This is a genomic window from Acidisoma sp., assembly GCF_965199065.1.
Classification (GTDB): Bacteria; Pseudomonadota; Alphaproteobacteria; order Acetobacterales; family Acetobacteraceae; genus Acidisoma.
This window is the reverse complement of record NZ_CBDAQN010000001.1, coordinates 640,664-665,328: the sequence shown is the minus strand read 5'-3', so window position 1 is coordinate 665,328 and position 24,665 is coordinate 640,664. Positions and strand designations below refer to the sequence as shown.

23 protein-coding genes are annotated in these 24,665 nt (G+C 64.6%); 7 read left to right on the top strand and 16 right to left on the bottom strand.

The window, feature by feature from the left end:
* The first annotated feature begins 19 nt into the window (after positions 1-19).
* On the top strand, positions 20-331 hold the full coding sequence (locus ACOEQ1_RS03100; RefSeq protein ID WP_419757760.1) for a hypothetical protein: 312 nt from the start codon (positions 20-22) through the stop codon (positions 329-331).
* 87 nt (positions 332-418) lie between these two features.
* Positions 419-823 (top strand): PRC-barrel domain-containing protein, encoded by a 405-nt coding sequence (locus ACOEQ1_RS03095; RefSeq protein ID WP_419757759.1) that lies wholly within the window; start codon positions 419-421, stop codon positions 821-823.
* A 45-nt stretch (positions 824-868) separates the two neighbouring features.
* On the opposite strand, the gene ACOEQ1_RS03090 is transcribed toward ACOEQ1_RS03095, so the two are convergent.
* The 4 genes from ACOEQ1_RS03090 to ACOEQ1_RS03075 form a co-directional block, all read right to left on the bottom strand.
* Positions 869-1,192, bottom strand: coding sequence for a hypothetical protein (locus ACOEQ1_RS03090; RefSeq protein WP_419757758.1), 324 nt, complete (start codon positions 1,190-1,192; stop codon positions 869-871).
* 174 nt (positions 1,193-1,366) lie between these two features.
* Positions 1,367-2,695 (bottom strand): LLM class flavin-dependent oxidoreductase, encoded by a 1,329-nt coding sequence (locus tag ACOEQ1_RS03085; RefSeq protein WP_419757757.1) that lies wholly within the window; start codon positions 2,693-2,695, stop codon positions 1,367-1,369.
* Positions 2,696-2,844: 149 nt separating this feature from the next.
* Positions 2,845-3,177 carry a hypothetical protein gene (locus tag ACOEQ1_RS03080; protein WP_419757756.1) on the bottom strand — a complete coding sequence of 111 codons (333 nt, stop codon included), beginning with the start codon at positions 3,175-3,177 and terminating at the stop codon, positions 2,845-2,847.
* 175 nt (positions 3,178-3,352) lie between these two features.
* The gene (locus ACOEQ1_RS03075) at positions 3,353-4,006 is read right to left on the bottom strand and encodes an SOUL family heme-binding protein (RefSeq protein WP_419757755.1); all 654 of its coding nucleotides are present in this window, start codon (positions 4,004-4,006) and stop codon (positions 3,353-3,355) included.
* 104 nt (positions 4,007-4,110) lie between these two features.
* Here ACOEQ1_RS03075 and ACOEQ1_RS03070 point away from each other — a divergent pair, with 104 nt between their 5' ends.
* Positions 4,111-4,437, top strand: coding sequence for an NIPSNAP family protein (locus tag ACOEQ1_RS03070; RefSeq protein WP_419757754.1), 327 nt, complete (start codon positions 4,111-4,113; stop codon positions 4,435-4,437).
* A gap of 18 nt (positions 4,438-4,455) precedes the next feature.
* On the opposite strand, the gene ACOEQ1_RS03065 is transcribed toward ACOEQ1_RS03070, so the two are convergent.
* Genes ACOEQ1_RS03065 through ACOEQ1_RS03055 form a run of 3 tightly spaced genes read right to left on the bottom strand, consistent with a single transcriptional unit; the run spans position 4,456 to position 7,468 of the window.
* The gene (locus tag ACOEQ1_RS03065; RefSeq protein ID WP_419757753.1) at positions 4,456-4,977 is read right to left on the bottom strand and encodes a chromate transporter; all 522 of its coding nucleotides are present in this window, start codon (positions 4,975-4,977) and stop codon (positions 4,456-4,458) included.
* A complete protein-coding gene (locus ACOEQ1_RS03060; RefSeq protein ID WP_419757752.1) occupies positions 4,974-5,528 on the bottom strand; it encodes a chromate transporter in 555 nt (184 codons plus the stop codon). The genes ACOEQ1_RS03065 and ACOEQ1_RS03060 overlap by 4 nt, the downstream gene beginning before the upstream one ends.
* A 26-nt stretch (positions 5,529-5,554) precedes the next feature.
* On the bottom strand, positions 5,555-7,468 hold the full coding sequence (locus ACOEQ1_RS03055) for a potassium transporter Kup (RefSeq protein ID WP_419757751.1): 1,914 nt from the start codon (positions 7,466-7,468) through the stop codon (positions 5,555-5,557).
* A 533-nt stretch (positions 7,469-8,001) separates the two neighbouring features.
* Here ACOEQ1_RS03055 and kdpF point away from each other — a divergent pair.
* From kdpF to kdpC, 4 genes are all read left to right on the top strand, one after another.
* Entirely contained in the window at positions 8,002-8,088 is an 87-nt protein-coding gene (gene kdpF, locus ACOEQ1_RS03050; protein WP_419758628.1) for a K(+)-transporting ATPase subunit F, read from the top strand.
* 64 nt (positions 8,089-8,152) lie between these two features.
* Entirely contained in the window at positions 8,153-9,850 is a 1,698-nt protein-coding gene (gene kdpA, locus ACOEQ1_RS03045; protein ID WP_419757750.1) for a potassium-transporting ATPase subunit KdpA, read from the top strand.
* 15 nt (positions 9,851-9,865) lie between these two features.
* Positions 9,866-11,905: a potassium-transporting ATPase subunit KdpB gene (gene kdpB, locus ACOEQ1_RS03040; RefSeq protein ID WP_419757749.1), complete on the top strand. Its 2,040-nt coding sequence runs from the start codon at positions 9,866-9,868 to the stop codon at positions 11,903-11,905.
* 18 nt (positions 11,906-11,923) lie between these two features.
* Complete coding sequence (gene kdpC, locus ACOEQ1_RS03035) at positions 11,924-12,541, top strand: potassium-transporting ATPase subunit KdpC (protein ID WP_419757748.1); 618 nt, start codon at positions 11,924-11,926, stop codon at positions 12,539-12,541.
* A gap of 35 nt (positions 12,542-12,576) precedes the next feature.
* Here kdpC and ACOEQ1_RS03030 read toward each other — a convergent pair whose 3' ends face one another.
* The 9 genes from ACOEQ1_RS03030 to ACOEQ1_RS02990 form a co-directional block, all read right to left on the bottom strand.
* Positions 12,577-14,208, bottom strand: coding sequence for a phytoene desaturase family protein (locus ACOEQ1_RS03030; protein WP_419757747.1), 1,632 nt, complete (start codon positions 14,206-14,208; stop codon positions 12,577-12,579).
* Positions 14,208-15,272 carry an aromatic ring-hydroxylating oxygenase subunit alpha gene (locus ACOEQ1_RS03025; protein WP_419757746.1) on the bottom strand — a complete coding sequence of 355 codons (1,065 nt, stop codon included), beginning with the start codon at positions 15,270-15,272 and terminating at the stop codon, positions 14,208-14,210. The genes ACOEQ1_RS03030 and ACOEQ1_RS03025 overlap by 1 nt, the downstream gene beginning before the upstream one ends.
* Before the next feature lie 13 nt (positions 15,273-15,285).
* On the bottom strand, positions 15,286-16,737 hold the full coding sequence (locus ACOEQ1_RS03020; protein WP_419757745.1) for a carnitine 3-dehydrogenase: 1,452 nt from the start codon (positions 16,735-16,737) through the stop codon (positions 15,286-15,288).
* Positions 16,734-17,627 (bottom strand): 3-keto-5-aminohexanoate cleavage protein, encoded by an 894-nt coding sequence (locus ACOEQ1_RS03015; RefSeq protein WP_419757744.1) that lies wholly within the window; start codon positions 17,625-17,627, stop codon positions 16,734-16,736. The genes ACOEQ1_RS03020 and ACOEQ1_RS03015 overlap by 4 nt, the downstream gene beginning before the upstream one ends.
* A 234-nt stretch (positions 17,628-17,861) precedes the next feature.
* The gene (locus ACOEQ1_RS03010) at positions 17,862-19,862 is read right to left on the bottom strand and encodes a CocE/NonD family hydrolase (protein ID WP_419757743.1); all 2,001 of its coding nucleotides are present in this window, start codon (positions 19,860-19,862) and stop codon (positions 17,862-17,864) included.
* Between the two features lie 11 nt (positions 19,863-19,873).
* Positions 19,874-21,235: an FAD-dependent oxidoreductase gene (locus ACOEQ1_RS03005; protein WP_419757742.1), complete on the bottom strand. Its 1,362-nt coding sequence runs from the start codon at positions 21,233-21,235 to the stop codon at positions 19,874-19,876.
* Positions 21,232-22,869: an ABC transporter ATP-binding protein gene (locus ACOEQ1_RS03000; RefSeq protein ID WP_419757741.1), complete on the bottom strand. Its 1,638-nt coding sequence runs from the start codon at positions 22,867-22,869 to the stop codon at positions 21,232-21,234. The genes ACOEQ1_RS03005 and ACOEQ1_RS03000 overlap by 4 nt, the downstream gene beginning before the upstream one ends.
* Positions 22,870-22,873: 4 nt before the next feature.
* Positions 22,874-23,680: an ABC transporter permease gene (locus ACOEQ1_RS02995; RefSeq protein ID WP_419757740.1), complete on the bottom strand. Its 807-nt coding sequence runs from the start codon at positions 23,678-23,680 to the stop codon at positions 22,874-22,876.
* Positions 23,681-23,703: 23 nt separating this feature from the next.
* On the bottom strand, positions 23,704-24,660 hold the full coding sequence (locus ACOEQ1_RS02990) for an ABC transporter permease (protein ID WP_419757739.1): 957 nt from the start codon (positions 24,658-24,660) through the stop codon (positions 23,704-23,706).
* Positions 24,661-24,665 lie beyond the last annotated feature (5 nt).

The following is a 24,665-nucleotide window of genomic DNA, read 5'->3' as shown; positions in this document are numbered from 1 at the left end:
TCAGCCGGAGACACCGCTCATGTCAGAGAAAGAGCTACCCGCCACGATCGAGTCCATCCCGAGCGTGCAGGGCGGCCTCTCCGGACTAGGCAGTGCCGCCGCCCCGTTCCTTTATTTCGAAAACGCTCCGGCCTTCGGCACCATGAACGGCATCATCAAGGTGACGCTCACGGCGACGCGGGACATGCCGCTGGCGAACAACAAGATTGCATCGGACCACGTGGTGGTCGCCCACCTGCGGATGAACATGGCGGCGGCGCGGGCGCTCAAGGCGGCGCTTGACGGCGCCATCCTGCTGGCCTCTCCCTCCCCCACGGAGACGCCTAACTAAGGGCCTTGCCGCCGGTTGCGGAGGCCCGCGGGCACTACCACTTCCTCATTGGAATGCAGTGGTCGAATGCCACGCTAGGAGGCAATCATGGCAACCATCCAGGACCCGCGCGACACCGGCGGAGACCGTATCGCCGCGAGCAAGGTCAACGGCACAGCGGTCTACAATGCGGACGGCGAGCGTCTCGGCAGTGTCTACGACATTCTTCTCGATAAGAGGTCCGGGCACGCGGATTACGCCATTCTCAGTTTCGGCGGCTTTCTGGGCATAGGGGACCGCTATCACCCGCTGCCGTGGAATCAGCTGCGCTACAACACGGAACTTGGCGGATACGTCGTCGGGCTCGACCGTCGGCAGCTTGAAGCGGCGCCGAACTATGATGCGACCGATCTCGATGTTTGGGGTGGTTCGGGAACGCGGGACGTTGATCGGTATTACGACAACGGTGCGGGATTAGGTGATGCTGGGCTGGGACCCGATCCTGTCCGCTAAGCCGGGCGGGCAATGTGTGCCGATGACGAGCGGCCGACCCCCTTGTTATCCCAGTTCCTCCCGAAGCCCCGTAAGGGCTGCGCTGAGTTGCTTGATGAGGCCCGCCCTCACGGCGTAGTCGGTTGTCGACCCACGAGGATGAGCCTCCATCTCGGACAACAGGCTGACAATCCGTTCGGAGGCCGGGGCCACATGCTGATGCTCCTCTGTCCCCGACAGAACCAACAAGAGCAGTGCGCTCAGCGTCTCATCATCGATGCCCGACGGCTTCTCACGGCGGCCCGACCATGACGGACGCCAAGGCTTCTGCAGCGGGTCGCTTTCCCCCTGCTCGTTGACCGCGAAAGTGGACTGTGAATCGTCCCGCATCTTGCTCACCATGCCAGAATGTCCGGTCGGCGGCCCTTACCGAGTCTTACCTGCCAGGCAGCACTTAATGACATTCGATCCGTCGCGACACTGTGTGTGCTGCACAGGTAAGTCAACTAAAGTATTTTGTTGCGTAAGCGTTCAACAGTGCAAATGCGAATCGTTGGCTCCTCCTCAAACTCCCGGTGCAGGAAGACCTGGTTTTGCAAGACTCATGTGTTCCCTGAGGGTCGAGCCGGTGTAGTCCTGGCGAAACAGACCGCGGCGCTGGAGTTCGGGCACCACGCCGTCGACGAATTCGGCCAGGCCTCCAGGATGAAATGGCGCCAGTATGTTGAACCCGTCGCAGGCGCCCCCTTCAAACCAGTGCTGCATTACATCCGCAACCTGCGCGGGAGTTCCGACAACTCTCCAATGACCGCGGTTCTGCACCATCCGGACCGCGAGCGAGCGGATGGTTGCAGCCCCTGCCTCGGTCCGCGCCTGCTGCATGACCATGCGCAAGCGTCCCTGCTCGCCGTTGCTCTCCGGCAAATCCGGCAGCGGTCCGTCCATCGGGTAGCGCGACAGATCATGCTGCACGACATCCGAGAGATATGAGATTGCGAGCCGGTCGGGCACCAGATCCTGGAGTTCGCGGTCCCGCCGCGCCGCCTCCGCAGCCGTCCGCCCCAGGATCGGCAGGAGCCCCGGCATGATCTTCATGGCTCCAGCAGGCCGCCCGGCGGCAACCACGCGATGCTGCGCCGCCAAGTAGAACTTCCGTGCGCTCTCGAACGACGTCTCGACACTGAACACGATATCGGCCAGCCGAGCCGCAAACGCCTGGCCGGCCTCCGATATTCCAGCCTGGATGATCACAGGATGTCCCTGTGGCGGTCGCGGGAGGTTGAGCGGTCCGCGCACCGAGAAGAAGCGCCCGCGCCAGTCGGCGCGGTGGATGCGCGTGGGGTCCGCAACCTGCCCGGTCTCCTTATCGAAGACGAGCGCGCCATCCTCCCAGCTGTCCCAGAGCAGCTTGAGCACGTCTACGAATTCCTGCGCGCGCTCATACCGGATGGAGTGGTCGAGATGGGTGTCCTGTCCGAAGTTGCGCGCCTCCTGATCCGTGCTGGACGTGACGAGGTTGAGCGCCGCACGTCCTTCACTGAGGAAGTCGAGCATCGCAAGCTTGCGCGCGATCGGGTACGGCTCGTTGTAGGTGGTGGAGACGGTTGCCGCGAGCCCGATGCGTCGCGTGGTGACCGCGAGCGCCGACAGCAGCGTCAGCGGCTCGGGCCGGATTGTGATGCTGTGGCGCAGAACGGCGTCATAGGTGTCGTTGATGCCGACGCCGTCCGAGTGGAACAGAAGGTCGAACTTGCCGCGTTCCGCGATCTCGGCAAGCTCCCTGTAGAAGGCGAAGGACATTAGCCCGTCGGTCGGGACGCCGGGCATGCGCCACCCGGCGATATGGTTGCCGAGATTGAAGAGAAACGCACCAAGGTGCATCTGCCGCGCCATGAACCTCTCCGCGATGATCGGATCATCGTTTTGGTTCGGTTGGAGGCTCAGGGCAACCTCGGCGGACGACCGGGTTGGAGATCGAGGCCCGCCCGCAAAAAAGGCCGGTCACTCGGACCGGCCTTTGGTGTTTTAGCCGATCACGAGGATCAGGCGAGGTAGGCCGGACGTTGGCTCGGGAGAACCGAGGAGTTGTCCGCGAGGTAGGCCGGGCGCTGGCTCGGCAGAACCGAGGAGTTGTCGGCGAGATAAGCGGGCCGCTGGCTCGGCAGAACAACGGAGTTGCGTGCCAGGTAGGCAGGGCGCTGGCTCGGCAGAACAACGGAGTTGCGGGCCAGGTAGGCAGGGCGCTGGCTCGGCAGAACAACGGAGTTGCGGGCCTGCTGCGAATAAGCGGCGGGGGGAACGACTGTCGAGGCCATAGCGGCACCGGTCATCCCGAGACTGACGGCGGCGACGGCTGCCATTACGAAAGACTTCATATCAATGCTCCAGATGGAACCTGGGCAACCCATCGTGCCCAGGGCGAGCGGCGCCTTAGCGTCGGCATCCGTCCCGTTAACCGCTAGATAGGTCTTGCTGCACCGCAGCGTAATTAGGGCGCCAGTCATGTTTCTCATGCGCGAAAAGCATGAGACGGCCGCAGCCATGTAGCTGTCACAATCCTGATGGGGCTTGTGCGGAGCGGGGCTCGACCTGTCGTGCGACCTCATTTCGCCGGAAGGGCGGCAGGGTCCACGGAGGATCGTAGAACCATGCCACCAGAGGTCCATCGGCCTGCCACGTGCTTGTCGCCAGGATTGCATCGAGACGCCGGCCCTCACCCGCGACATCCGATGGCGTTCCCTGCCCGGAGAACCGCAGCACGGCCACTGTGCGGGCCGGCACGGCCACGACTGCGACCCGCGGGTCCGATGGAAGCGGAGCCGTCGCGGGCGTCACGGTCGGGGGCAGGAAGAAGCGCACGGTCCAGGCGCCAGCTGAGGCCTGCATCTGCGCGACAGGAGCCGTCATCGCGATCTTCTCGGCACGCGCTTGCGCCACCGGCGCTGTCATCGCGATCTTGTGACGGCCCGTGTTCGATCCCGTTATGTAGGCGAAGAGCCGCTGGAAGCCGATGGAACGGGCGTATAGCTCGCTACCCGTGACGGTCGTTTCCGCCGCCGCGGTCGGCGCATAGCTGCGGATCTCGACGGCCCCGACGCGGCCGATCACGGTCGACGCCGGTTCCGGCGCGTCCCGGATGCCGACGACCGAGCACGCCCCCAGCAACAGGCTCGGCAGCAGCGTGAGCGCGGCTCTCTTCTTCATAGCTTTACCCTACCAGCGGTTGGCGCGATGACCACGACGGCCGGGTGCACGGCGCGCTTCCGGCCCGAGACAACATGCCCGTGACAACATAAGGGACAGCCATCGTGATCTACGAACTCCGAGTCTATCATTGTTTGCCCGGCCGCCTGCCCGCGCTGCTAAAGCGCTTCGAGACCATTACGCTCGGGATCTGGGAGAGGCACGGCATTCGTCAGGCGGGGTTCTGGACGACGCTTGTCGGCCCCTCAAACCAAACTCTCACCTATCTGCTGGCCTGGGAGAGCCTGGCCGAGCGCGAAACGAAGTGGAACGCTTTCGCCACCGACCCCGAGTGGCTTGCCAAGCGCGCTGAAACCGAGGCGGACGGACAGATCGTCAGCTCCCTGAGCAATGAGTTCCTCGTTCCGACGAAATTCTCCAGCGTCCAGTAGGCGGGTCAGATGTGGGCTTCAGTAGAAGCCCACCAGCCCTGCCACGGCGGACGCACCCAGAAACCACAGCGGGTGGCGCTTCGTGGCAAGGCTGCCCACCAGCACCATCCCAGCGAGCAGCGCGGCGCGCCAGTCGATGGAGGCGCCGCGCACCAGCAGGAACCCGGCCGCCAGCATCAGCCCGGCAGTTACCGGCACGAGTCCCGCCTGCACCACCCGCCGCCAGCGCCGGTCCCGGAAGCGGACCCAGAGATGGCCCGTGATGTAGGCGAGGCCGCAGGCCGGCAGGAGGAACGCGAGCGTCGCTCCCGCCGCTCCTGCCGCTCCCGCCACATGCCAGCCGAACAGCGTCACCGCGAGCATGTTCGGTCCCGGCGCCGCCTGCGCCAGCGCGAACAGCCGCACGAACTCCGCCGCGCTCATCCAGTGCTCCTGGTAGACGACGGCCTTCTCCATCGCCGGCAGCGTCGTCGACGCACCTCCGATCGCCAGGAAGGACAACTCGCCGAAGATCAGGATTATCGCGACGAGATGCGTCACTCCCGGATGCTCCAGCCGGCAAGGGCGATGCTCGTGGGCAGGATCACGCAGAGGCTCGGCAGGAAGGGCAGCCGGAGCAGCCCGAGGGCGGCGAAACTCACTGCCGCGACCGCCAGCGCGCGCGGCGAAGTTCGCAGCGGTGTTGCGATCTTCAGCGCAGTCGCCAGGATCAGTCCGGCGGCGCCGGCCGAGAGCCCGGTGACGAGATGCCGGACCGGCGGATAGGCGCCGTAACGGTCATAGAGCGAGACCATGACCAGCACGATGGCGATGGGCGCGCCGAGCAGCCCGACGAGCGCCGCCGCGCTGCCCTGGATGCCGCAGACGCGGGAGCCGAAGATGACGGCGAGATTGGCGACATTCGCGCCCGGCAGGAACTGGCAGAGAGCGAGCAGTTCGTTGAACTCGGCCGGCGTCTGCCAGCGGCGTTCCTCCACCATGACCCGGCGGATCATCGGCAGGACACCGCCGAAACCCATCAGCCCGGCCCGGAAGAACGCCCCGAACAGGGCTGCGGCGGAGAGGCGGAGGGGTTCAGGTCGCGGCGGCATCACCGCCTGCTCTACCGCGCCCCCTGCTAAAGCTCCACCTGCCGCCCGACCTGCAGGAACCGGTCAGCCGGCAGATCGAACCGGTCCGGCGCGCGAACGGCGTTTCGATACATGAAGGCGAAGAGCATCCGCCGCCACGCCGGAAGCCGGGGATGCTTCTTGGCCGGCACCACCTCGTCCCGCGCACCGAAGAACATGGCATCGTCGAGCTTCAGCGGACAGCCTTGATCGCGGGCGCTGGCAAGAGCGACGTTGACGTTCGGCACCTCGATGAAGCCGAACCGCACCGTCACATGCCAGAAGCCCTCGGCGATGCGCTTTACATCCGCCCGATGGTCGCCGGCGACGCGCGGCACCTCTTCGAACACAAGACTGAGCGTCACCACAGCCTCCTGCAGCGCGCCCATCTGGGTCACCTGGTGGATCAGCGTGACGGGGATCGCCGTGCCGGTCCGGCTGAGGAAGACCGCCGTGCCGGGGACGCGCCTGATCCGGCCCGCGTCGAGATCGGCCACGAGGGTGCCGGGGTTTTCCTCACCCTCGGACAGCTTCACGCGCACCGCCGCGACGCCCCTGTGCCAGGTCGTCATGATCAGGAAGAGGACGATGCCCAGCACGAGCGGGATCCACCCGCCCTCGCGCAGCTTGAGCAGGTTGGCCGCGAAGAAGCCGAGGTCGACGATCAGGAAGACGCCGCTCAGCAGCGCCGACGGCAGGACAGGCCAGCGCCAGACATCGCGCATCGCGTTGTAGAGAAGCGCCGTCGTCAGCAGCATGGTGGTGGAAACCGCCGTGCCATAGGCCCCGGACAGCTTCTCCGAACTGCCGAAACCCCAGGTCAGGGCAAGCGTGCCGATCATCATCGCCCAGTTCACGAACGGCACGTAGATCTGGCCGTATTCCTGATCCGAGGTTTGGCGGATCATCAGGCCCGGGAACCAGCCGAGCTGCATGGCCTGGCGGGTGAGCGAGAAGGCGCCGGTGATGATCGCCTGGCTGGCGATGATGGTGGCGAGCGTTGCCAACACCACGAGCGGCACGACGGCCCAGTGCGGGCACAACTCGAAGAAGGGATTGCCGCTCAGCTTGGGGTTCTGGAGCAGCAATGCCGTCTGTCCGGCATAGCTCAGCAGCAGCGCGGGCAGCACGACCGCGAACCAGGCGAAGCGGATGGGCTGCCGCCCGATATGGCCCATGTCGGCGTAGAGCGCTTCGCCACCCGTGATGGCCAGGAAGACGCCGCCGAGGACGATAAAGCTTTCCCAATGATGTGCCGCCAGAAAAGCGATGGCATAGAGCGGGTTGATGGCCTCGAGCACCTTGGGGCTGCGCACGATGCCGCCGATGCCGAGGATCGCGATGACGATGAACCAGACGAGCATGATCGGCCCGAACAGCTTGCCGATGGTGGCGGTTCCGCGCGACTGCGCGACGAAAAGCGCCAGCAGGATAACGAGCGCGAGCGGCACCACGTACGGCGCAAAGGCTTTGGTGACGACGTTGATGCCCTCCAGCGCGCTGAGCACGGAAATCGCCGGAGTGATGATGCCGTCGCCGTAGATCAGCGCCGCGCCGAACAATCCCATGCCGACGAGCGCCGCCACGGTACGGCCACGCCCCCCGAGCCGGCTGGTGACGAGCGACATCAGCGCCAGAATGCCGCCTTCGCCATGGTTGTCCGCTCGCATGACGAAGATGCAGTATTTGATGGAGATGGTGATGATCAGCGTCCAGACGACGAGCGACAGTAGCCCCAAGGCGGCTGTCGCCGACGGATGGCCGCCTACGTCATCGACGATCGTCTGGTAGGTGTAGAGCGGGCTGGTGCCGAGATCGCCGTAGACTATGCCCATCGCCGCCAGAGCCGCGGCCGCCGTAACCGACCGCTCCGCCGCCGGGGCTTTCTGCCCGACACGCGTTACCTGACCCTGATCCGCCATCTCGATGTCTCCGCAGCTCATGCAGGAAGAAGATGGCGCTGCCACCGCGCCTCGCAACGCCCGCTTAGAAGGCGAGGCTTTTATTCGGCTTTAACGCGCGCAGCCGCAAAGCGGCATGGCTCTTTAATGGCGCGTCCGCCTAATCAAGCTGCCTGAACAGCAGGACGCCGGATCGTGTTCGACTTTGTTTTCGTCATGATGAGTGTCGCAGGACTTCTCGGACTGCTCGCCCATGCAGCGCGCCATGAGGATGATGACAGAAGCGCAGTCCCCATTGGAAGCACCGCTACTCATCCGTCAGACTGAGCGTCTGCGGCTGCTTCCGACACAGAGCGAGACGCGCATCCGGTTTAATGCCGCTTTGATAACGTCCCGTGTCTTTCGAATGGCATTTTAATTTGGCATCGGTGCAACGTTCACCCAGTCTCACTGACAGAGGTTTCGCCATGGGCGATATCATTTCTATTGTCTACACCGCGACGATCTTCGCCGCGCTGATCGGTTTCGTGACATTTTGCCGGAAGGTTTGAACCGTGTTCGATCTTGTCGTAGGCGGCGCCGCGTCCGCCTTCATGCTCGCATACCTCGTCTGGGCACTGCTCCGCCCTGAAGACTTCTGACGTGCAGCGCGCATCATTCTGAATAGCTGCGCTCCAGTCAGCGCCCCAATCACGGATTTCCAAAATGACAGTCGCCGGATGGGCCTACATGGCCCTCGTCTTCATCCTTGTGCTGGGCGGCGCCATTCCGCTTGGCCTCTATATCGCCCGTATCCTCAGTGGTGAGCTGCACTTCCTCGCGCCCGTCGAGCGCGGCATTTATGCCGTCTGCGGCATCGACCGGGACCGCCCGATGCGCTGGCAGGAATATACGGTGGCCCTGCTGCTGCTCAGCGTGATCCACATCGTGCTGCTCTATGCCATTTTGCGGCTGCAACAGTTTTTGCCGTTCAACCCGCAGCATATCGGGCCGATGTCGCCGCGCCTCGCATTCAACACTGCGGCCAGTTTCGCCACCAACACCAACTGGCAGGCCTATGTGCCGGAAGCGCAGATCTCGAACGGCGCGCAGATGTTCGGCCTCGCCGTGCACATGTTCATCTCGGCCGCGGCCGGCATCGCCGTCGCCGGCGCCGTCATGCGAGCCTTCACCGGTTCGGGCCTGCAGTCGCTGGGCAACTTCTACGTCGACCTGACACGCATCACGCTCTACCTGCTGCTGCCGGTCACGATCGTGGCAGCGCTTTTCCTCGTCTGGTCCGGCTCGCCGCAGACCTTCGCGCCTTTCGCGACAGCCCACACCCTCTTCGGCGGCTCACAGACGATCGCTGTCGGACCCATGGCCTTGCAGGAGGCGATCAAGGAATTCGGCACCAACGGCGGTGGCTTCGTCAACGCAAACTCGGCGCATCCGTTCGAGAACCCGACGATCTGGACCAATCTTCTCGAGAACTGGCTCCTGCTTGTCATCGGCTTCGCCCTGCCCATCACCTTCGGCCGCATGATCGGGAAGCCCCGCCAGGGTTTCGCGCTCTATGGCGCGATGGCGATCATCCTGATTGCCGCCTGCATCGGCACCTATGCGGCCGAGGCGCAGGGCAACCCGCTGCATATCGCCGCTGGCGTGAGCGCCACGCCGGGCAACATGGAAGGCAAGGAGGTCCGGTTCGGCATCGCGCCGTCAACTACCTTCAACGTGAGCGCCACCGGCACCTCCACCGGCGCGGTTGACAGCTTCACCGACAGCTACATGCCGCTCGGTGGCGCGATCCCCATGTTCATGATGCAACTGGGTGAGGTTACACCGGGCGGCGTCGGCTCGGGCTTCTACACGATCGTCATATTCGCGCTGCTCAGCGTCTTCGTCGCGGGATTGATGGTTGGGCGAACACCGGAGTACCTCGGCAAGAAGGTGCAGGCGAAAGAGATCAAGCTCGCCATGCTCTCCGTGCTTATCCTGACCTTCTTCATTCTCGTCGGCGGCGGTTTCTCGCTCATCACCAAAACCGGCCTCGGCGCGCTTGCCAATGCTGGGCCGCACGGGTTGAGCGAGATGCTCTACGCCTGGACCTCCGCGACCGAGAACAACGGTTCGGCGATGGCTGGCCTTTCCGCCGACAATCCGCTGCTCGACTACGGGCTTGGCACCGCAATGCTGTTCGGGCGGTTCGCCTTCATGATCCCGGTGCTCGCCATCGCCGGCTCACTCGCCGCCAAGCCGAAGCTGCCGGAAGGGTCCGGCACCTTTCCTACCGACAACGCCCTGTTCGTGGCCCTGCTGATCGGCGTGATCATCATCCTCGGTGGTCTGCAGTTCATGCCGGCCGACACGCTCGGGCCGCTCGCGGAGCACTTCGCGCTCTTCGCCGGCAAAACCTATTGATCTGGCACTGACATCATGACCCAAACCGCTGAATCCATCGCGCTCTTCGACCGCGCGATCATCTCCAGGGCTTTGCGCGACGCGGTGCTCAAACTCAACCCGCGCACGTTGATGAAGAACCCCGTGATCTTCGTCACCGAGATCGTCGCCGTGCTGACAACCATCGTGGGCATCGAGGGCATCGGCCGTGGCCATGGTGCCGCCTTTGCGCTCGCCATCGCCGTCTGGCTCTGGCTCACCGTGCTCTTCGCAACCTTCGCCGAGGCAGTGGCCGAGGGGCGCGGCCGGGCACGCGCCGAAAGCATGCGACGGGCGCGCACGGATACGATGGCGAAGCTCATCCTCGATCCGCGCGAGCCGAAGATGTGGAAGCCCACTCCCGCACCCGATCTCCGCAAGGGCGACCTCGTGCTGGTCGAGATCAACGACCTCATCCCGTCGGATGGCGAGATCGTGCAGGGCATCGCCTCGGTCAACGAGAGTGCCATCACCGGCGAAAGTGCCCCTGTCATCCGCGAATCCGGTGGCGACCGCTCGGCCGTTACCGGCGGCACGCAGGTCGTGTCCGACTGGATCGTGGTTCGCATCACGGCAGAACAGGGTTCGACCTTCCTCGACCGCATGATCGCACTGGTCGAGGGCGCGGAGCGCCGCAAAACGCCGAACGAGATTGCGCTCGACATCCTGCTCGCCGGCCTCACCATCATCTTCCTGATCGCCGTCGTGACCATCGTGCCCTTCAGCCACTATTCCGGCACGCTGCTGGCCGTGCCCGTGCTGGCGGCGCTGCTCGTCTGCCTCATCCCGACGACCATCGGCGGCTTGCTTTCCGCCATCGGCATCGCGGGCATGGACCGGCTCATCCGCTTCAATGTCATCGCAACCTCGGGCCGCGCGGTGGAAGCGGCGGGGGACGTGGACGCGCTGCTGCTCGACAAGACCGGCACCATCACCTTCGGCAACCGCATGGCCGCCGGCCTCTACCCGGTGCCGGGCGTCACCGACCGCGAACTCGCACAGGTGGCCGCGATGGCATCGCTCGGTGATGACACACCCGAGGGTCGCTCTATCGTAAGCTTCGTGCGCGACCGCCACGGCCTGACCGTCACCGCGCCGGAAGGCTCGACAGTTGTGCCCTTTTCGGCAAACACGCGCCTCTCGGGCCTCGACAGCCCGGGACAGAGCGTGCGGAAGGGCGCGGTCGATAGCGTGCTGGGAGCCATCGGCGTCACCAACCCGCCGCAGGCTTTCACCGACGCCGTGGGCCGCATCTCGCGCGCAGGCAGCACTCCGCTTGCCGTGAGTTCGGGCAACCGGCTGTTGGGCGCGCTGGAGCTGAAGGACATCGTCAAACCTGACATCAAGGAGCGTTTCGCCGCTCTGCGCCGCATGGGCATCCGCACCGTAATGGTGACCGGCGACAATCGCGTCACCGCCAACGCCATCGCCGCCGAGGCCGGTGTGGATGACGTGATTGCCGAGGCAACCCCGCAGGACAAGCTCGCCTACATCCGCAAGGTTCAGGCCGAGGGGCGGCTGGTCGCCATGTGCGGTGACGGCACAAACGACGCGCCGGCGCTGGCGCAGGCGGATGTCGGCGTCGCCATGCAATCGGGCACGCAGGCGGCCCGCGAGGCGGGCAACATGATCGACCTCGACAGCGATCCGACCAAGCTCATCGAGATCGTCGAGATCGGCAAGCAGTTGCTCATCACGCGCGGTGCGCTGACGACCTTCAGCATCGCCAACGACATCTCGAAATACTTCGCGATCCTGCCTGCGATCTTCCTCGCGGCCTACCCCGGGCTCCGCGCGCTCAACATCATGCGGCTCTCCTCGCCCGAGAGCGCCATCCTCTCGGCGGTGATCTTCAACGCGATCATCATCGTGGTGCTGGTGCCGCTGGCGCTGCGCGGGGTGAAGTTCCGCGCCATCGGTGCAGGCGCGCTGCTGCGTCGCAACCTGCTCATCTATGGGCTCGGCGGCATCATCGCACCCTTCGCCGGCATCAAGGCGATCGATGTCGTGCTCCACACCTTCCACATCTTCTCCTGAACCTTGAGAGATCATGTCATGATCCGCGAATTCCGCCCTGCCCTGTCGCTGGTGATTTTCTTCACCATCGCCATGGGCTTCTTCCTGCCCGCGGTCTTCACCGAGGTCGCGCAGGCCCTCTTTCCCTTCCAGGCAGGAGGGAGCCTCATCCAACAGGATGGGAAAGTTGTCGGCTCAGCCGTCATCGGCCAGAACTTCACCGGCCCCACCTGGTTCGACACGCGGCCCTCTGCGTTGTCAGGCACGGACGCCAAGGGCGCCTCGATCGGCACGCCCTACGACGACTCGGAATCGGGTGCATCGAACCTCGCGCCCTCCAGCGCCGCGCTACTGGCGACGGTGAAGACGCGCGTGGATGCATGGCACAAGGCCTACGGGCCGGGCCCGGTGCCGGCGGATGCCGCCACTGCCTCGGGTTCCGGCGTCGACCCCGACATCTCGCTGAGCAACGCACTGGTCCAGGCGCCCGCTGTCGCCGCCGCCCGGCATCTGCCGCCCGATAGCGTGACGGCGCTGGTCAATCGGATGGCCTATCATCCGGGACTAGGCTTCATCGGAACGCCGAACGTCAACGTGCTACAACTAAACCTGGCTTTGGCCAAAATGAAGGCCACCGATACCGTCTCGATGAAATAAGCGGCGCTTTTGAAAAAAGCGCGCAAAAACTTCCTTTAGATTTTGCGCGCCTTGATGTCACGGAGTATCTCCCGCGCGGCGTTGTGTCCCGGAATTCCGGAAACACCGCCGCCGGGATGCGTCGAAGAGCCACAAAGATATAGCGCCTTTACCGGCGTGCGATAATCCGCGTAACCCGACACCGGCCGCTGGAAGAACAGCTGGTCCGCCGACAACTCACCATGGAAGATGTGCCCCTGCGGCACGCCGATGATCGCTTCCAGATCCGGTGGCACCAAGGTCTGCGCCTCGATGATGTCGCTCGAGAAGCCCGGCGCATAGTTGTCGATGCCGTTCAGCACGGTTCTCTTGAACTTCTCCTTCTCAATGCTCCAATCCCCGTTCTTGAGCTTGTAGGGCGCGTGGCCTCCGAAGACGTTGACAACGTGCTTCCCTGGGGGCGCCAAAGTGTCATCCACGATGGTTGGCGTGCAGAGCGTCATAAACGGCTCGGAGGAATACCAGCCGTGCTTGGCGTCGTCATAGGCACGCTCGAGATAATCGATATCGGGGGCGATGTGGCAGTAGGTCGGGTATGGGAAGTCGCCGAGGGAACCATCGGCGCGCGCCTTGTCGAGAATGCGGTATTGCGGCGGGCGCTCGCAGGCGATGTTCATCTTGAAGGCGGTGGAGAAGGTCCGGTAGCCGCGCACCTCGCGCAGCACCTCGGGCGGTACGTCCGCCTCGTTCAGCATGTCGAGATACACGGCCTTCGCATTGGCGCCGGAGGCGATGACGCGCGCGCGGAACACGTCGCCGGTTGTCGTCACCACCTCGCTGGCGCGACCGCTGGTGACACGGATTTCGGCCACAGCGGTCTCGGTGAAGACCTCGACGCCCATAACGCGCCCGGCGCTGGCGAGCGCCTGAGTAATCGCGCCCATACCGCCCTTGATGAATCCCCAGCCGCCTGCACCCTCATGCTCGCCCATGATGTGGTGCATGATGACGTAGGCAGAGCCGGGACTCTTCGGCCCCGCGAAGGTGCCGATCGAGGCGTAGTAGGCGAGGCACGCCATCACCCGGTCGTCCTCGAACCACTCGCGCAAATAGTCGTAGGCGCTCATGGTGAGGAGATCGACGAGGCGGTACATCTTCCGCCCGATCTTGCGATAGCGCCAGAGCAGACTGGCGGACTCGCGGAAACTCCTGAGGTTGGCGCGGGACGGATCGATCGGCGTTTCCCACAGCAGCGAGCGAACCACTTTCGTCGCTTCCTGCAGGTAGGCGTCGAAGGCCGGGTAGATCTCCGCGTCGTGCAGCGAGAACTTGGCGAAGCTCGCCTGGGTCTTCCTCATGTCCTCCGAGAATAGGATGTAGTCGTCATAGGAGACCGAGGAGATCATGTCCGAACAAGGCAACACGGTCAGCCCATGCTTTGGGAGATCAAAGTCGCGGATGATCCGTGGATGCAGAAGGCTCATGAGGTAGGAGAAAATGGAGGCGCGAAAGCCCGGCGCGATTTCCTCCGTCACCGCGGCGCCACCGATGACGTGGCGACGCTCCAGCACGGCGACCTTGAGGCCGCGCTTGGCCAGGTAGTTCGCGCAGACGAGGCCGTTATGGCCGCTGCCGATGACGACGGCGTCATAGGTTTTCGCCGCAGTCGCTGCCGCGCGGTCGAGCATCAGCCGATCCCTGGCAGTGCTGCCCGCACCATGTTCTGGAACGCGTGCACGGCCCGTTCCTGCCGCGGCGAGAGGATCCCGCGCTCGTAGACGCCAGCCGAGAGGTTGCGTTGCACACCCATCGTCATATCCAGATCCTCGGTGACGATCTGCGCCGACCACTCGGCGGACCGGCTGTTTTCCTCGGCGCGCTCTGGGCTGATGTCGGAGAAAAGGTACCAGTTGATGTGTCGGACGCGACCCGCGCCCAGCGGCTCCAGGGTCGCGATCGAGCTGCCCCACTGGTAGAAGTTCAGCATGAGAAAGGGAAAGCGATAGAAATACAGGCCATCCGTTGCGCTGCCATCGCGCTTGGGCCCGTAGAGGTGGAACAGCCCATGCTCCGGATGCGGGTCGATCGTGTAGCGGCTTATGTCGAGCGCCTCGCACAGGCCGGGATGCATGTTCGGGCAGTGGTAGCATTCGAGGTAGTTCTCGCCATAGACCTTCCAATCGACGGCGACCTCGCGGTTCTTCTCCGTGAAGTAGCGCTGACTCTCGAGCGGGTAATGCGCGGTGAGCGGCACGATGGGGCCTAGCCAATCCAGCAGGCTCGGGCCAGTGGTCGCGATGCGGATGAAGACGAGACCTCGCCATTCATCGGCGGCGATGGGAAACAGCGACCATGCGGCGGGCTCAACCTCGCCTCTGGCCGCGCCGAAGCCGGGCGCGCGGTTGAGGCAGCCGTCGAGTTCATAGGTCCAGCTGTGATAGGGGCAGCGGATCATGCCGCCGGGCAGGCCGCCCGTTGTCTCTTGCGTCAGCATCGCAGCACGGTGGCGGCAGACATTGTGGAAGCCGCGGAGGCTGCCGTCGGGTTGTCTGACAACGATAACAGGGTAGCCGATGATGGTAGCAGCCAGGAAGTCGCCGGGGTTCGGCAACTGATCGCTGCGACCGTAGAGAAGCCACTCTCGGGCAAAGATCTCGCGTCGTTCACGATCGAACAACGCGGGATCGCGATAGGCCGAGGCCGGCAGCGTCGGCACGGCGGATTGGATGTCGGGCCGCTCGATGATGGACATGGTCGTCTCTCCCCTACTTCATGCCGATCCCGCGTCCCGCTTCGCTCGGCACGGGCAATCCACGGTGGGCCGCCGCCAGCGCGCTCAACAGCTCCAAGACCTCCGGCGCCGCTTCGCATGCCTTATGCTTCGCCGTATCCACATGCAGCATCATCTGTTCCCCCGTTGCGAGCAAGCGTCCATCGTCGTGATGGAGCCGGTGGAACAGGTGGATGCGCTTCGTGTCATGCCCGATGATCTGCGTGGTCGAGACAAAACGCTCGTCCCCGGTGATTTCGCCGAGGTGCCGCAGATGGGTCTCCACGGTGTAGTAGCTGAACCCACGCGCGAGCATCGCGTCATCCATGCCGATCCGGGCCAGCAGCGCATCGGTGGCGTAACCGAAGATCTCGAGGTAGCGGCTCTCGTTCATATGGCCATTGTAGTCGACCCAATCCTGCGCCACGGTGCCTTCGTAGAGCCTCAGCGGCTCAACCGGCTTCTGGCCCTCGCGCAATTTCTTCTCATAGGCGGCCAGAGTATTGCCTGCGCCGAAGCCTTGGCTCTGCAACGACCGCATGATGCCGATGAGGCAATCGTCCCGCTTCGCCTCCAGTGCACGGAAGCCCCATTCACCTGACTGCGCATCCGATTGCGCCGCCAGCTCATCGAGAAAAGCCTCGGTGAGGTCGGGCACATCCATGAGCTTGGTCCAGGGTAATTTGAGCGCTGGACCGAACTGCGCCATAAAATGCCGCATGCCCGCCTCACCCCCGGCGAGCCTGTAGATCTGGAAGGTGCCCATGAAGGCCCAGCGCAGACCGGCGCCGAAGCGGATCGCGTCGTCAACCTCGGCAACTGTTGCGACGCCATCATGCACGAGCCACAGCGCCTCCCGCCAAAGCGCCTCCAGCAGGCGGTCGGCGATGAACCCGTCGATCTCCTTCCGGACGTGGAGAGAGTGCATCCCGATGCCCGCGAAGAATGCCTGGGCGCGCTCGATGGAAGCGGCGTCGGTGTGCTCGCCGCCGCATAGCTCCACCAGCGGCAGCAGATAGACCGGGTTGAACGGGTGGGCGACGAGAAACCGCTCGGGGTGCGCCATCTCCGATGAGATGCGCGTCGGCAGCAATCCCGATGTCGAGGAGCATACAAGCGCCGTCGGCTTGGCGTAGTGGTCGATCTCGGCCAGGATGCGCTGCTTGACGTGCTCGATCTCGGGAGCGCTTTCCTGAACAAGATCCGCCTCCGCCACCGCCTCGGCGAGGCTGCCGGCGAATCGCAGTTGCCCCTCGGGCGGCAGAGGTGCGGCCACAAGCCGGCGCAGGCTCCGCGTGCCGAGCGCCACCATCTCGCGGAGACGGCGCTCGGCCTCCGGGTGGGGGTCGAACACCGTAACGTCGAGCCCGTTGGCGAGGAACCGCGCGGCCCAGCCGCCCCCGATGACCCCGCCGCCGATGATGGCGCAATGCCGGATCGCGCTCATGCCCGGCGTTCCAGCCGCAGCTTCGCCCGCACGTCCGCAGGCCCCAGGATGCGAACGCCCATGCTCTCGGCGGTGCGCACAGCGCGCTCCACCAGCTGCGCGTTGGTCGCGGGCACGCCGCGCGCGAGCCAGATGTTGTCCTCGAGTCCGACGCGGATATTGCCGCCGGCCAGCAGCGCCATCGCGGCAAAGGGCTGCTGCATCCGCCCGATGGAAAAGGCCGAAAAGATCGCGCCGACTGGCAACTGGTTCACCATCGCCATCAGCGTCAGCGGGTCATCCGGCGCGCCGTACGGGATGCCCATGCAAAGCTGGATCATCACCGGATCGTCGATCAACCCCTCGCGGATGAGTTGCTTGCACAACACGAGTTGACCGGTGTCGAAGACCTCGATTTCAGGCCGCACAGCCAGCGCCTGCACGCGTCGCGCCATTGCCCTCAGCATCCCGGGCGTGTTGGTCATGACGTAGTCGCCCTCAGCGAAATTCATTGATCCGCAGTCGAGGGTGCAAATTTCGGGCAGAAGCTGAGTGATATGGGCGAGGCGTTCCTCGGCGCCGACCATATCGGTTCCCTGCATATCGAGCGGCAGCGGGTTCTCCACGCCGCCGAAGACGACGTCGCCGCCCATGCCGGCGGTAAGGTTGATGACGACATCGGTGTCCGACGCCCGGATGAGCCGCACGACCTCAGCGTAGAGTGCGAGATCACGGGAGCCGCGGCCGGTTGCGGGATCGCGCACGTGGATGTGCGCAATGGCCGCCCCGGCCCGCGCCGCTTCCAGCGCGGAGGTTGCAATTTCGGCCGGCGTCACCGGCACATGCGGGTTCTTGTCCGTGCTCGCGCCGACGCCGGTCACGGCGCAGGTGATAAAAGCGTCCCAGTTCATCCGTCGTCTCCTAGCGGGCAAGCAACAGAGGGCTGCCGCAACGCCACCTCTGCTACACGAATAAAGAGGCCATCCATACAGTTAACGAACGCGCCGCCGTTGCGGATTTCGGGCACGAGGTTGAGGGCGTTCGGCGACAAGCTAGCGGCGGCTATCACGCAACATCGACAGCAGATGGCTGAAAACGTCTGATCCTTTTCAAGACAAGTTCCTGCCGCGCGCGCCGTGCCAGTGCTACAGGCAATCCCGATCAAACACCTCGTCCCAGGCGCGCTCGACTACCAGTATGCCGTTCTCGAAGGCGCGCACCGCGCCAGTGAGGCGGAACGTCTCCGCCGTTCCAGTCATTTCGGCCTCGGTCTCGATACGGATGCGCCAGCCGTCACGGCCCATCTCGTAGGATTGCGTGATCACGGACCGCGCCGAGAGTGGATCATCGGCCGAAACCGTCAACCGCCGCGTCAGCCCGTGGTTGACCAGCATGTCGATCTCATCGAAGCGCTGCACGCCTTCGCCGAACAAGCCGCCCTCACCCACCGTGACGTAGGTCGCCTCGCCCGTCAGGCTGTCGAGCGTTATGTACCGTGCGAGGCGGCTCTCTGACAGCTGGGTGATTGGCGCCGAAGCTCCGTGAGCAGGCGGCTCGAGCACCACTCCGGGCTCAGTCTTCCGCACCTGCCGCACCGGGAGGCCGAACCGGCTGCCCCCGAGATCCAGAGTGATGGTCGCCGCATTCGGTGCAGGCCAAAGGATCGGCCAGTAGGCAGTCGATAGCGCAAACCGAATACGATGCCCCGGTGCAAATCGGTGACCGAACACCTTAAGCGGCACCACAACACGCACCTGCTCGCCCGGCGTCAGCGGTTTCGGTTGAGCTGAGCCGTTGCGGTGCGCGAGGTTGACCACGCCATAGCTGACGCGCTGAGACGCTCCATCGGGCGCCACGTCGCACACCCGCACCGCGATCTGCGCCAGCGGCGCATCCGCCGACAGCAACAGTTCCGCCAACGGTTGCCCGAGGCACTCTACCGCGTCGGTGAGCACTTCGGTGTCGAAGGTTAGCGAGTTCGCATCATCGATGCGTTGGTCCCCCGGCATGTCGCCGGGCACGCCCGTGCCCATCCACTCGCCGCTGGCGATACCTGTCCAGAGCGGCGAGCGTATCGACTGGCGCAGGCCGGCGGGGCCGGGCTCGGCCTCAGCGGCGCGCCCCTGCGGGTGGAACCATCGGGTGTCGATCGAGGGGCTCGGCCACGAAGGTTCCGCTCGCCAGCGTCCAGGCGCTGTTGTCTTCGTCGTTGAGATCGGTGTCAGCGCATCTTCGACGTAAGCACGCAGCATTGGCTCTTTCATGATGCCGGTGTCACGGCCGCGGAGCCAATGGTCCCACCAGCGGGTCGCCTCCTGCAGGAAGCCGATCGCCGGGCCAGGAACGCCGTCCTGCGGGTAGATATGCGCCCACGGGCCGATGATCCCCAGCCGCGGCCCGGTGAGATGTTCCAGCAACTGCGGCACGGCGCTGGTGTAGGAATCTGCCCAGCCTCCGACGACAAAGACAGGGCACTGGATGGCGGCCCAATCCTCGCAGACCGAACCGTGCGCCCAATACTCATCACGCCGCTGATGAGCAAGCCAGAGCGCCGGCCAGAAGGGCATGTGGCGGAGGCGCTCGATCCATTGAGCACGCCATCCCTCCCCCACCAGAGCGGGATCGGCCGGCCGCGCCTGATAGGCGAGCATGATGCTGCCCCACCACAGGTTGTCGTTGAGAAGGCTTCCGCCCATGTAGTGGATGTCACCGCCGAAACGGTCTTCAGTTGAGCAGACCGAGATGATCGCCTGCAGCGCCGGCGGTCGCCGCGCCGCGACCTGCAGGCAATTGAAGCCGCCCCAGCTCTTCCCCATCATGCCGACGCGGCCGTCGCACCAAGGCTGACGGCTCAACCAGTCGATGACCTCCAGCGCATCGTCCTGTTCCAGCTTGATGTATTCGTCGTCCAGCAGACCATCCGATTCACCGGACCCGCGCATGTCGACACGGATTACAGCGTAGCCCTGGGCCGCGAAATAGCCGTGCATCGGTTCATCGCGCCCACGCGTGCCGTCCCGCTTGCGGTACGGGATGTATTCCAGGATAGCCGGCGCGGGCGGCCCGTCCGGCAGCCAGAGCCGGGCAGCAAGCCGCGTGCCGTCGCTCAGCGGCACCCAGAGATGCTCGGTCACAGTCACAGCCATAGTCGGCACCCTCAGATGACTCGTACGCCCTGCCGGCGAAGCTCGGCTTGAGCCGCCGCCATGTCGATGCTGTCGAGCGGACGCCCGCTTTTGACCGAAATTGCCGCTGCAACTCCGGCGCCTTGGCCGGCCACAGCGCAGCAGGCCATGTTACGCGTCGCCGCATGGGCAATTCTGTCGCCGCCGATAGCTCGGCCTGCGACCAGGAGGTTTTTGACCTTTTTGGGCAGCATCGCCCGATAGGGTATTTGCATATAGCGTCCTGTAGTCGGCAGGATGAGCACGCCGTAGCCGTCGATGAACTCGGGATAGATGCCGATCGTGTCGTCGAACCGGGCTTGGTTGCGAACGTCGATTTCGGTCATATTGTAAACGGCGTCGATCTTGCGCGTGTCGCGGATGCCGATTGTCATGCCGAAGTTGCGCAGGCGCGCCGAGGCGCAGCCGGGCGCGAAGCGACGCATCGCCTCGATGGCCAGCATGACCTGCCTGCGGCCCTCAATCTCGAACCGGGTGAGGCTGTCCGGATCGAGGCCATCGCAACCTGCCAGGTGGATGAGGTTCATGTATGTCAGCTCACCCGTGTCGTGCATCGCGCCCCAGGTGCCGGAGATCGTGCTGAGGTTGGCGGGTAACACGCCGGCCTCGATTGCCTTCTGAAACGGCTTCTTCAGGAAAGGCGAGAACATGTCATCCTCCTTGCCGGAGGTCTCGACCGTCCATTCTCCGCTTGACCAATCCCTGTAGGTCTGTGGGTTCACGCGCACAGCGGCCATGAAGGCCGTCTTGTCCACACCCGCCAGATGAAACATCACTGAGGCCGCCTGCATCTTCTCGACCAAGGTTGTGTGCGTCGCGGCGCCTGCCCGGTGAGCGACGTCGGCGTCACCGGTCGCATCGATGATCCGGCGGGCGAGGATCGCCTCCCGCCCGGCCTTGGACTCGGTGATGATGCCGGTGACCGCGTCACCGTCCAGAATGGGCGCCACGAACAGCCGGTGCAGCATGGGGCGGATGCCAGCCTCCTCGACCAGCCGATCGGCGACGACTTTGAAACCTTCAGAGTCCAGCTCGTAGCTCAGCGACTGGCTTTCCGGAACGGCAGCGCCCATCGCCTTCGCGCGCTCTTCAAACTCCCAGCCGATGCCGCCGGCTTCCACCGTCCGCTCGTGCCGATACCAGGCGAAACCCTCGACGCCGACGGTGGTGATATTGCCGCCGAAGCAGCCGAAACGCTCAACGAGCGTGACCTCGACGCCGGATCGTGCCGCCGCCAGCGCGGCCGCAAGACCGCCTGGTCCTGATCCGACAACGAGGACATCCGTGTCATGGACGACATCGACGTCGCGGCTTGGCTCGTGAACGCGTCTCACGCCAGCGCGGGCGCCGGACCAGCGCGCCAAATCTCACGCCGCTGCAGCGCTTCGTCCAGCCAGTCTGTGCGCATCTCCGGCACCGAGAGCAGCAGCTTGCGCGTGTACTCGTCGGGTGGCGTGTCAAAGATTTCCGCCGTCGCGCCCTCAGCCACCATGCGCCCCTTGAGCATCACGACGACGCGGTGCGCGATGCGCTTCACTGTGCCGAGGTCATGCGTGATGAACAGGTAGGAGACGCCCAACTCGTCCTGCAGTTGCTTGAGCAATTTGAGGATATCCTCGGCAACCAGCGGATCAAGCGCCGAGGTCACCTCATCGCAGATCACCAGTTCCGGACGGGCGGCGAGCGCGCGCGCGATACAGACTCGCTGCTTTTGTCCGCCTGAAAGCTGGCCGGGCTGCCGACTGACGAAGTCCTCCGGCAGACCGACGAGGCGCAGGAGTTCCGCCACCCGGTCGCGCACCGCTGCCCGCGACATCTTCTCAAAAAAAGCAACGGGACGACCGAGGATATCGCCGATGCTCTGACGCGGGTTCAAGGCAATATCGGGCAGCTGGTAGATGAGCTGGATACGCCGCCGCTGATCCACCGTACGCGCCTTGTAGTTAGGCGGCAGCAGCGTCTCGCCGAAGCGGAACCCACCGTCGGCCGGCACGATCTGCCCCACTGCGGCATAGGCCAGCGTCGACTTCCCCGACCCTGATTCGCCGACAACGGCGACCGTTTCCGCCCGCCCCACGCGGAAACCGACTTTGTCGACAGCAGTGAGGTTGCCGTATTTAATCGTGACGCTCTCGACCGCAAGCACCGTCGCGGCCCGCGGCATACCGACAGCACCGGGACCACTCATCGCCGCCTGCCGCTCCGCCACCAGCGCCCGCGTGTAAGGGCTCATGGGCGAGGTGAGGATCTCCGTCGTCGTTCCTGTCTCTACCATTTTCCCGTGGCGCAGCACCAGAATGCGATCGGCGATCTGCGCCACCACGGAAAGATCGTGCGTCACGTAGAGGGCCGCGGTGTGGTAGTCGCGGATCAACTCACGCAGCTTGGCGAGCACCTCGATTTGCGTCGTCACGTCGAGCGCGGTCGTCGGCTCATCCAGAACCAGCAGGTCCGGCCGGCAGGACATCGCCATCGCCACCATGGCGCGCTGCAACTGCCCGCCCGAAGCCTCATGCGGGTAGCGGCTGCCGAAGTTCTCGGGGTCCGGCAGGTCGAGCGCCTTGAACAGCGCGACCGCATTGGCCTCAGCCTCCTGCCGCTTCATGAGGCCGTGGCGCAGCGGCCCCTCGCAGACCTGCTGCATGAGCGTCATCGCCGGGTTGAAGGCCGACGCGGCACTTTGCGCGACATAGGCCACTCGCACCCCCCGCAGCGCGCGCCGGCCGGCAGCGTTCAGCACGCGGATGTCCTTGCCGGATAACAGGATCTGCCCGGCGGTGATGCGGCAACCGGGCCTTGCATACACCAGCGCCGCAAGGCCCAGCGTTGACTTGCCTGCACCCGATTCTCCGATGAGGCCGAGCACCTCGCTACGGCGCAGGACGAGGTCGATGCCATCGGCGAGCACCGCCGACGTGCCTGCCTCGATCCGCAGGCCTTTGATGTCGAGGAGAAGGTCTTCTGTCACTCGGTCATATCTCCGCGCCGGTGCCGCTCGGCAGGGCATGGATGGACAGCAGCCAGTCAACGATAAGGTTGACGCCGATCGTTACCAGGGCAATGGCCCCGGCGGGGAACAGCGGCGCATAACCGCCGAAACTGATGGCCTGTGCGTTGTCATGCACCATGCTGCCCCAATCGGCTGCCGGTGGCTGAATACCGAGGCCGAGGAAACTTAACGAGGCAATGAACAGAAAGGTGAAACAGAACCTTAGCCCGAACTCGGCGATGAGCGGTGGAAGAGCGTTGGGCAGGATCTCGCGGAAGATGACCCAGCCGACACCCTCGCCGCGCAGGCGCGCCACCTGCACGTAGTCGAGAACGGTGATGTTCATGGCGACGGCGCGGGCGAGGCGGAAAACGCGAGTAGATTCCAGGATGGAGATTGTAATGATCATGATCGGGATAGAGGTGCCGAGCACCGCGAAGACCATCAGCGCGAAGATCAACACGGGCATGGCGAGCATGATATCGATGAGGCGCGACAGGATGTTGTCGACGATCCGGTTTGTGGCCACCGCAAGGAAGCCGAGGCCGACGCCGAGTATCATGGTCAACGTCGTCGCTACGAGCGCGATGGTCACGGAGGTGCGGCCGCCATAGATGAGGCGGGAGAGCATGTCGCGGCCAATGCTGTCGGTGCCGAGCAGATCATGCGGGTTCGGTGGATCCCAGACGCCGCCGACGATCTTCGTCTGCGGATAGGGCGCGACCCATGGCGCGAAGAGGATTGCAATGATCGTGATCGCGACAATGAACGAGCCGATATAGGCGGTCACCGGGACTCTGTGGCCTCCAACCTTCATCGGCGGCTCCCACGCAGGCGAGGGTTCGCCAGTGCCGCCAGAATATCGGCGAGCGTGTTGAGCCCGATGAAGGCAATGGCGAAGACCAGTCCACAGGCCTGCACCGTCGGCAGGTCGCGCTTGCTGACGGCATCGACCATAAGCTGACCCATGCCAGGATACACGAAAACCACCTCGACCACGACAACGCCCACCACGAGATAGGCGAGGTTGAGTGCCACCACGGCGATGATCGGCCCGAGCGCATTTGGCAGCGCATGATTGAGCACCACCTGCCTGCGCGAGAGGCCCTTGAGAAATGCCGTCTCGACGTACGGCGCCGACATCACCGCAAGCGTCGAGGTGCGGGTCATTCGCAGCATGTGAGCAACGACAACCAAGACCAGCGCGAGGGCCGGCAACGTCGTGGCGTCAACGCGGCCCCAGAAGCCCATGCCGTCATAGACGGTGGCCAGACTCGGCAGCCAGCCGAGCTGCGAGGCGAAGATCACGATCAGGATGTAGCTCACGAAGAACTCCGGGAAGGAGATCGTGGCAAGGCTGAGTGTTGTGGAGACACGGTCAAGGATACCGCCCTCTCGGATCGCTGCCAGGATGCCGAGACCCACCGCCAGCGGGACGGCAATGATCGCTGCATAGCCCGCGAGGAACAGCGTGTTCGCCAACCGCGGCATCAACACGCTTGCGATCGGGGAGCCTGTTGTGAGCGAGGTGCCGAGGTTGCCGTGCAGCACCCCCCAGAGCCAATGCAGGTAGCGCAGCCAGGCTGGCACATCGAGTCCCAGTCTCGCGCGCAGCACGGCTAGCGCCTCGGGCGTCGCCGATTGTCCGAGCAACGCGCTCGCCACGTCACCCGGCAGGAGCTGTGTGCCGAGATAGAGCAGCAGCGACACGGCGATCAGGGTGAGCACCCCAAGCGCCGCGCGGGTGGCAATGAAACGGAGGATGTCCACGGCGT

What these genes read in the sequence shown, in the direction of transcription:
- ACOEQ1_RS03020 (WP_419757745.1), bottom strand. Translation starts at nt 16,737, where the DNA reads ATGAGCGCGATCCGGCATTGCGCCATCATCGGCGGCGGGGTCATCGGG.
- ACOEQ1_RS03025 (WP_419757746.1), bottom strand. Translation starts at nt 15,272, where the DNA reads ATGTCCATCATCGAGCGGCCCGACATCCAATCCGCCGTGCCGACGCTG.
- ACOEQ1_RS03015 (WP_419757744.1), bottom strand. Translation starts at nt 17,627, where the DNA reads ATGAACTGGGACGCTTTTATCACCTGCGCCGTGACCGGCGTCGGCGCG.
- ACOEQ1_RS03085 (WP_419757757.1), bottom strand. Translation starts at nt 2,695, where the DNA reads ATGGCGCGGCAGATGCACCTTGGTGCGTTTCTCTTCAATCTCGGCAAC.
- kdpB (WP_419757749.1), top strand. Translation starts at nt 9,866, where the DNA reads ATGACCCAAACCGCTGAATCCATCGCGCTCTTCGACCGCGCGATCATC.
- kdpA (WP_419757750.1), top strand. Translation starts at nt 8,153, where the DNA reads ATGACAGTCGCCGGATGGGCCTACATGGCCCTCGTCTTCATCCTTGTG.
- ACOEQ1_RS03090 (WP_419757758.1), bottom strand. Translation starts at nt 1,192, where the DNA reads ATGCGGGACGATTCACAGTCCACTTTCGCGGTCAACGAGCAGGGGGAA.
- ACOEQ1_RS03010 (WP_419757743.1), bottom strand. Translation starts at nt 19,862, where the DNA reads ATGGCTGTGACTGTGACCGAGCATCTCTGGGTGCCGCTGAGCGACGGC.
- ACOEQ1_RS03095 (WP_419757759.1), top strand. Translation starts at nt 419, where the DNA reads ATGGCAACCATCCAGGACCCGCGCGACACCGGCGGAGACCGTATCGCC.
- ACOEQ1_RS03080 (WP_419757756.1), bottom strand. Translation starts at nt 3,177, where the DNA reads ATGAAGTCTTTCGTAATGGCAGCCGTCGCCGCCGTCAGTCTCGGGATG.
- ACOEQ1_RS03100 (WP_419757760.1), top strand. Translation starts at nt 20, where the DNA reads ATGTCAGAGAAAGAGCTACCCGCCACGATCGAGTCCATCCCGAGCGTG.
- kdpC (WP_419757748.1), top strand. Translation starts at nt 11,924, where the DNA reads ATGATCCGCGAATTCCGCCCTGCCCTGTCGCTGGTGATTTTCTTCACC.
- ACOEQ1_RS03030 (WP_419757747.1), bottom strand. Translation starts at nt 14,208, where the DNA reads ATGCTCGACCGCGCGGCAGCGACTGCGGCGAAAACCTATGACGCCGTC.
- ACOEQ1_RS03075 (WP_419757755.1), bottom strand. Translation starts at nt 4,006, where the DNA reads ATGAAGAAGAGAGCCGCGCTCACGCTGCTGCCGAGCCTGTTGCTGGGG.
- ACOEQ1_RS03055 (WP_419757751.1), bottom strand. Translation starts at nt 7,468, where the DNA reads ATGGCGGATCAGGGTCAGGTAACGCGTGTCGGGCAGAAAGCCCCGGCG.
- ACOEQ1_RS03060 (WP_419757752.1), bottom strand. Translation starts at nt 5,528, where the DNA reads ATGCCGCCGCGACCTGAACCCCTCCGCCTCTCCGCCGCAGCCCTGTTC.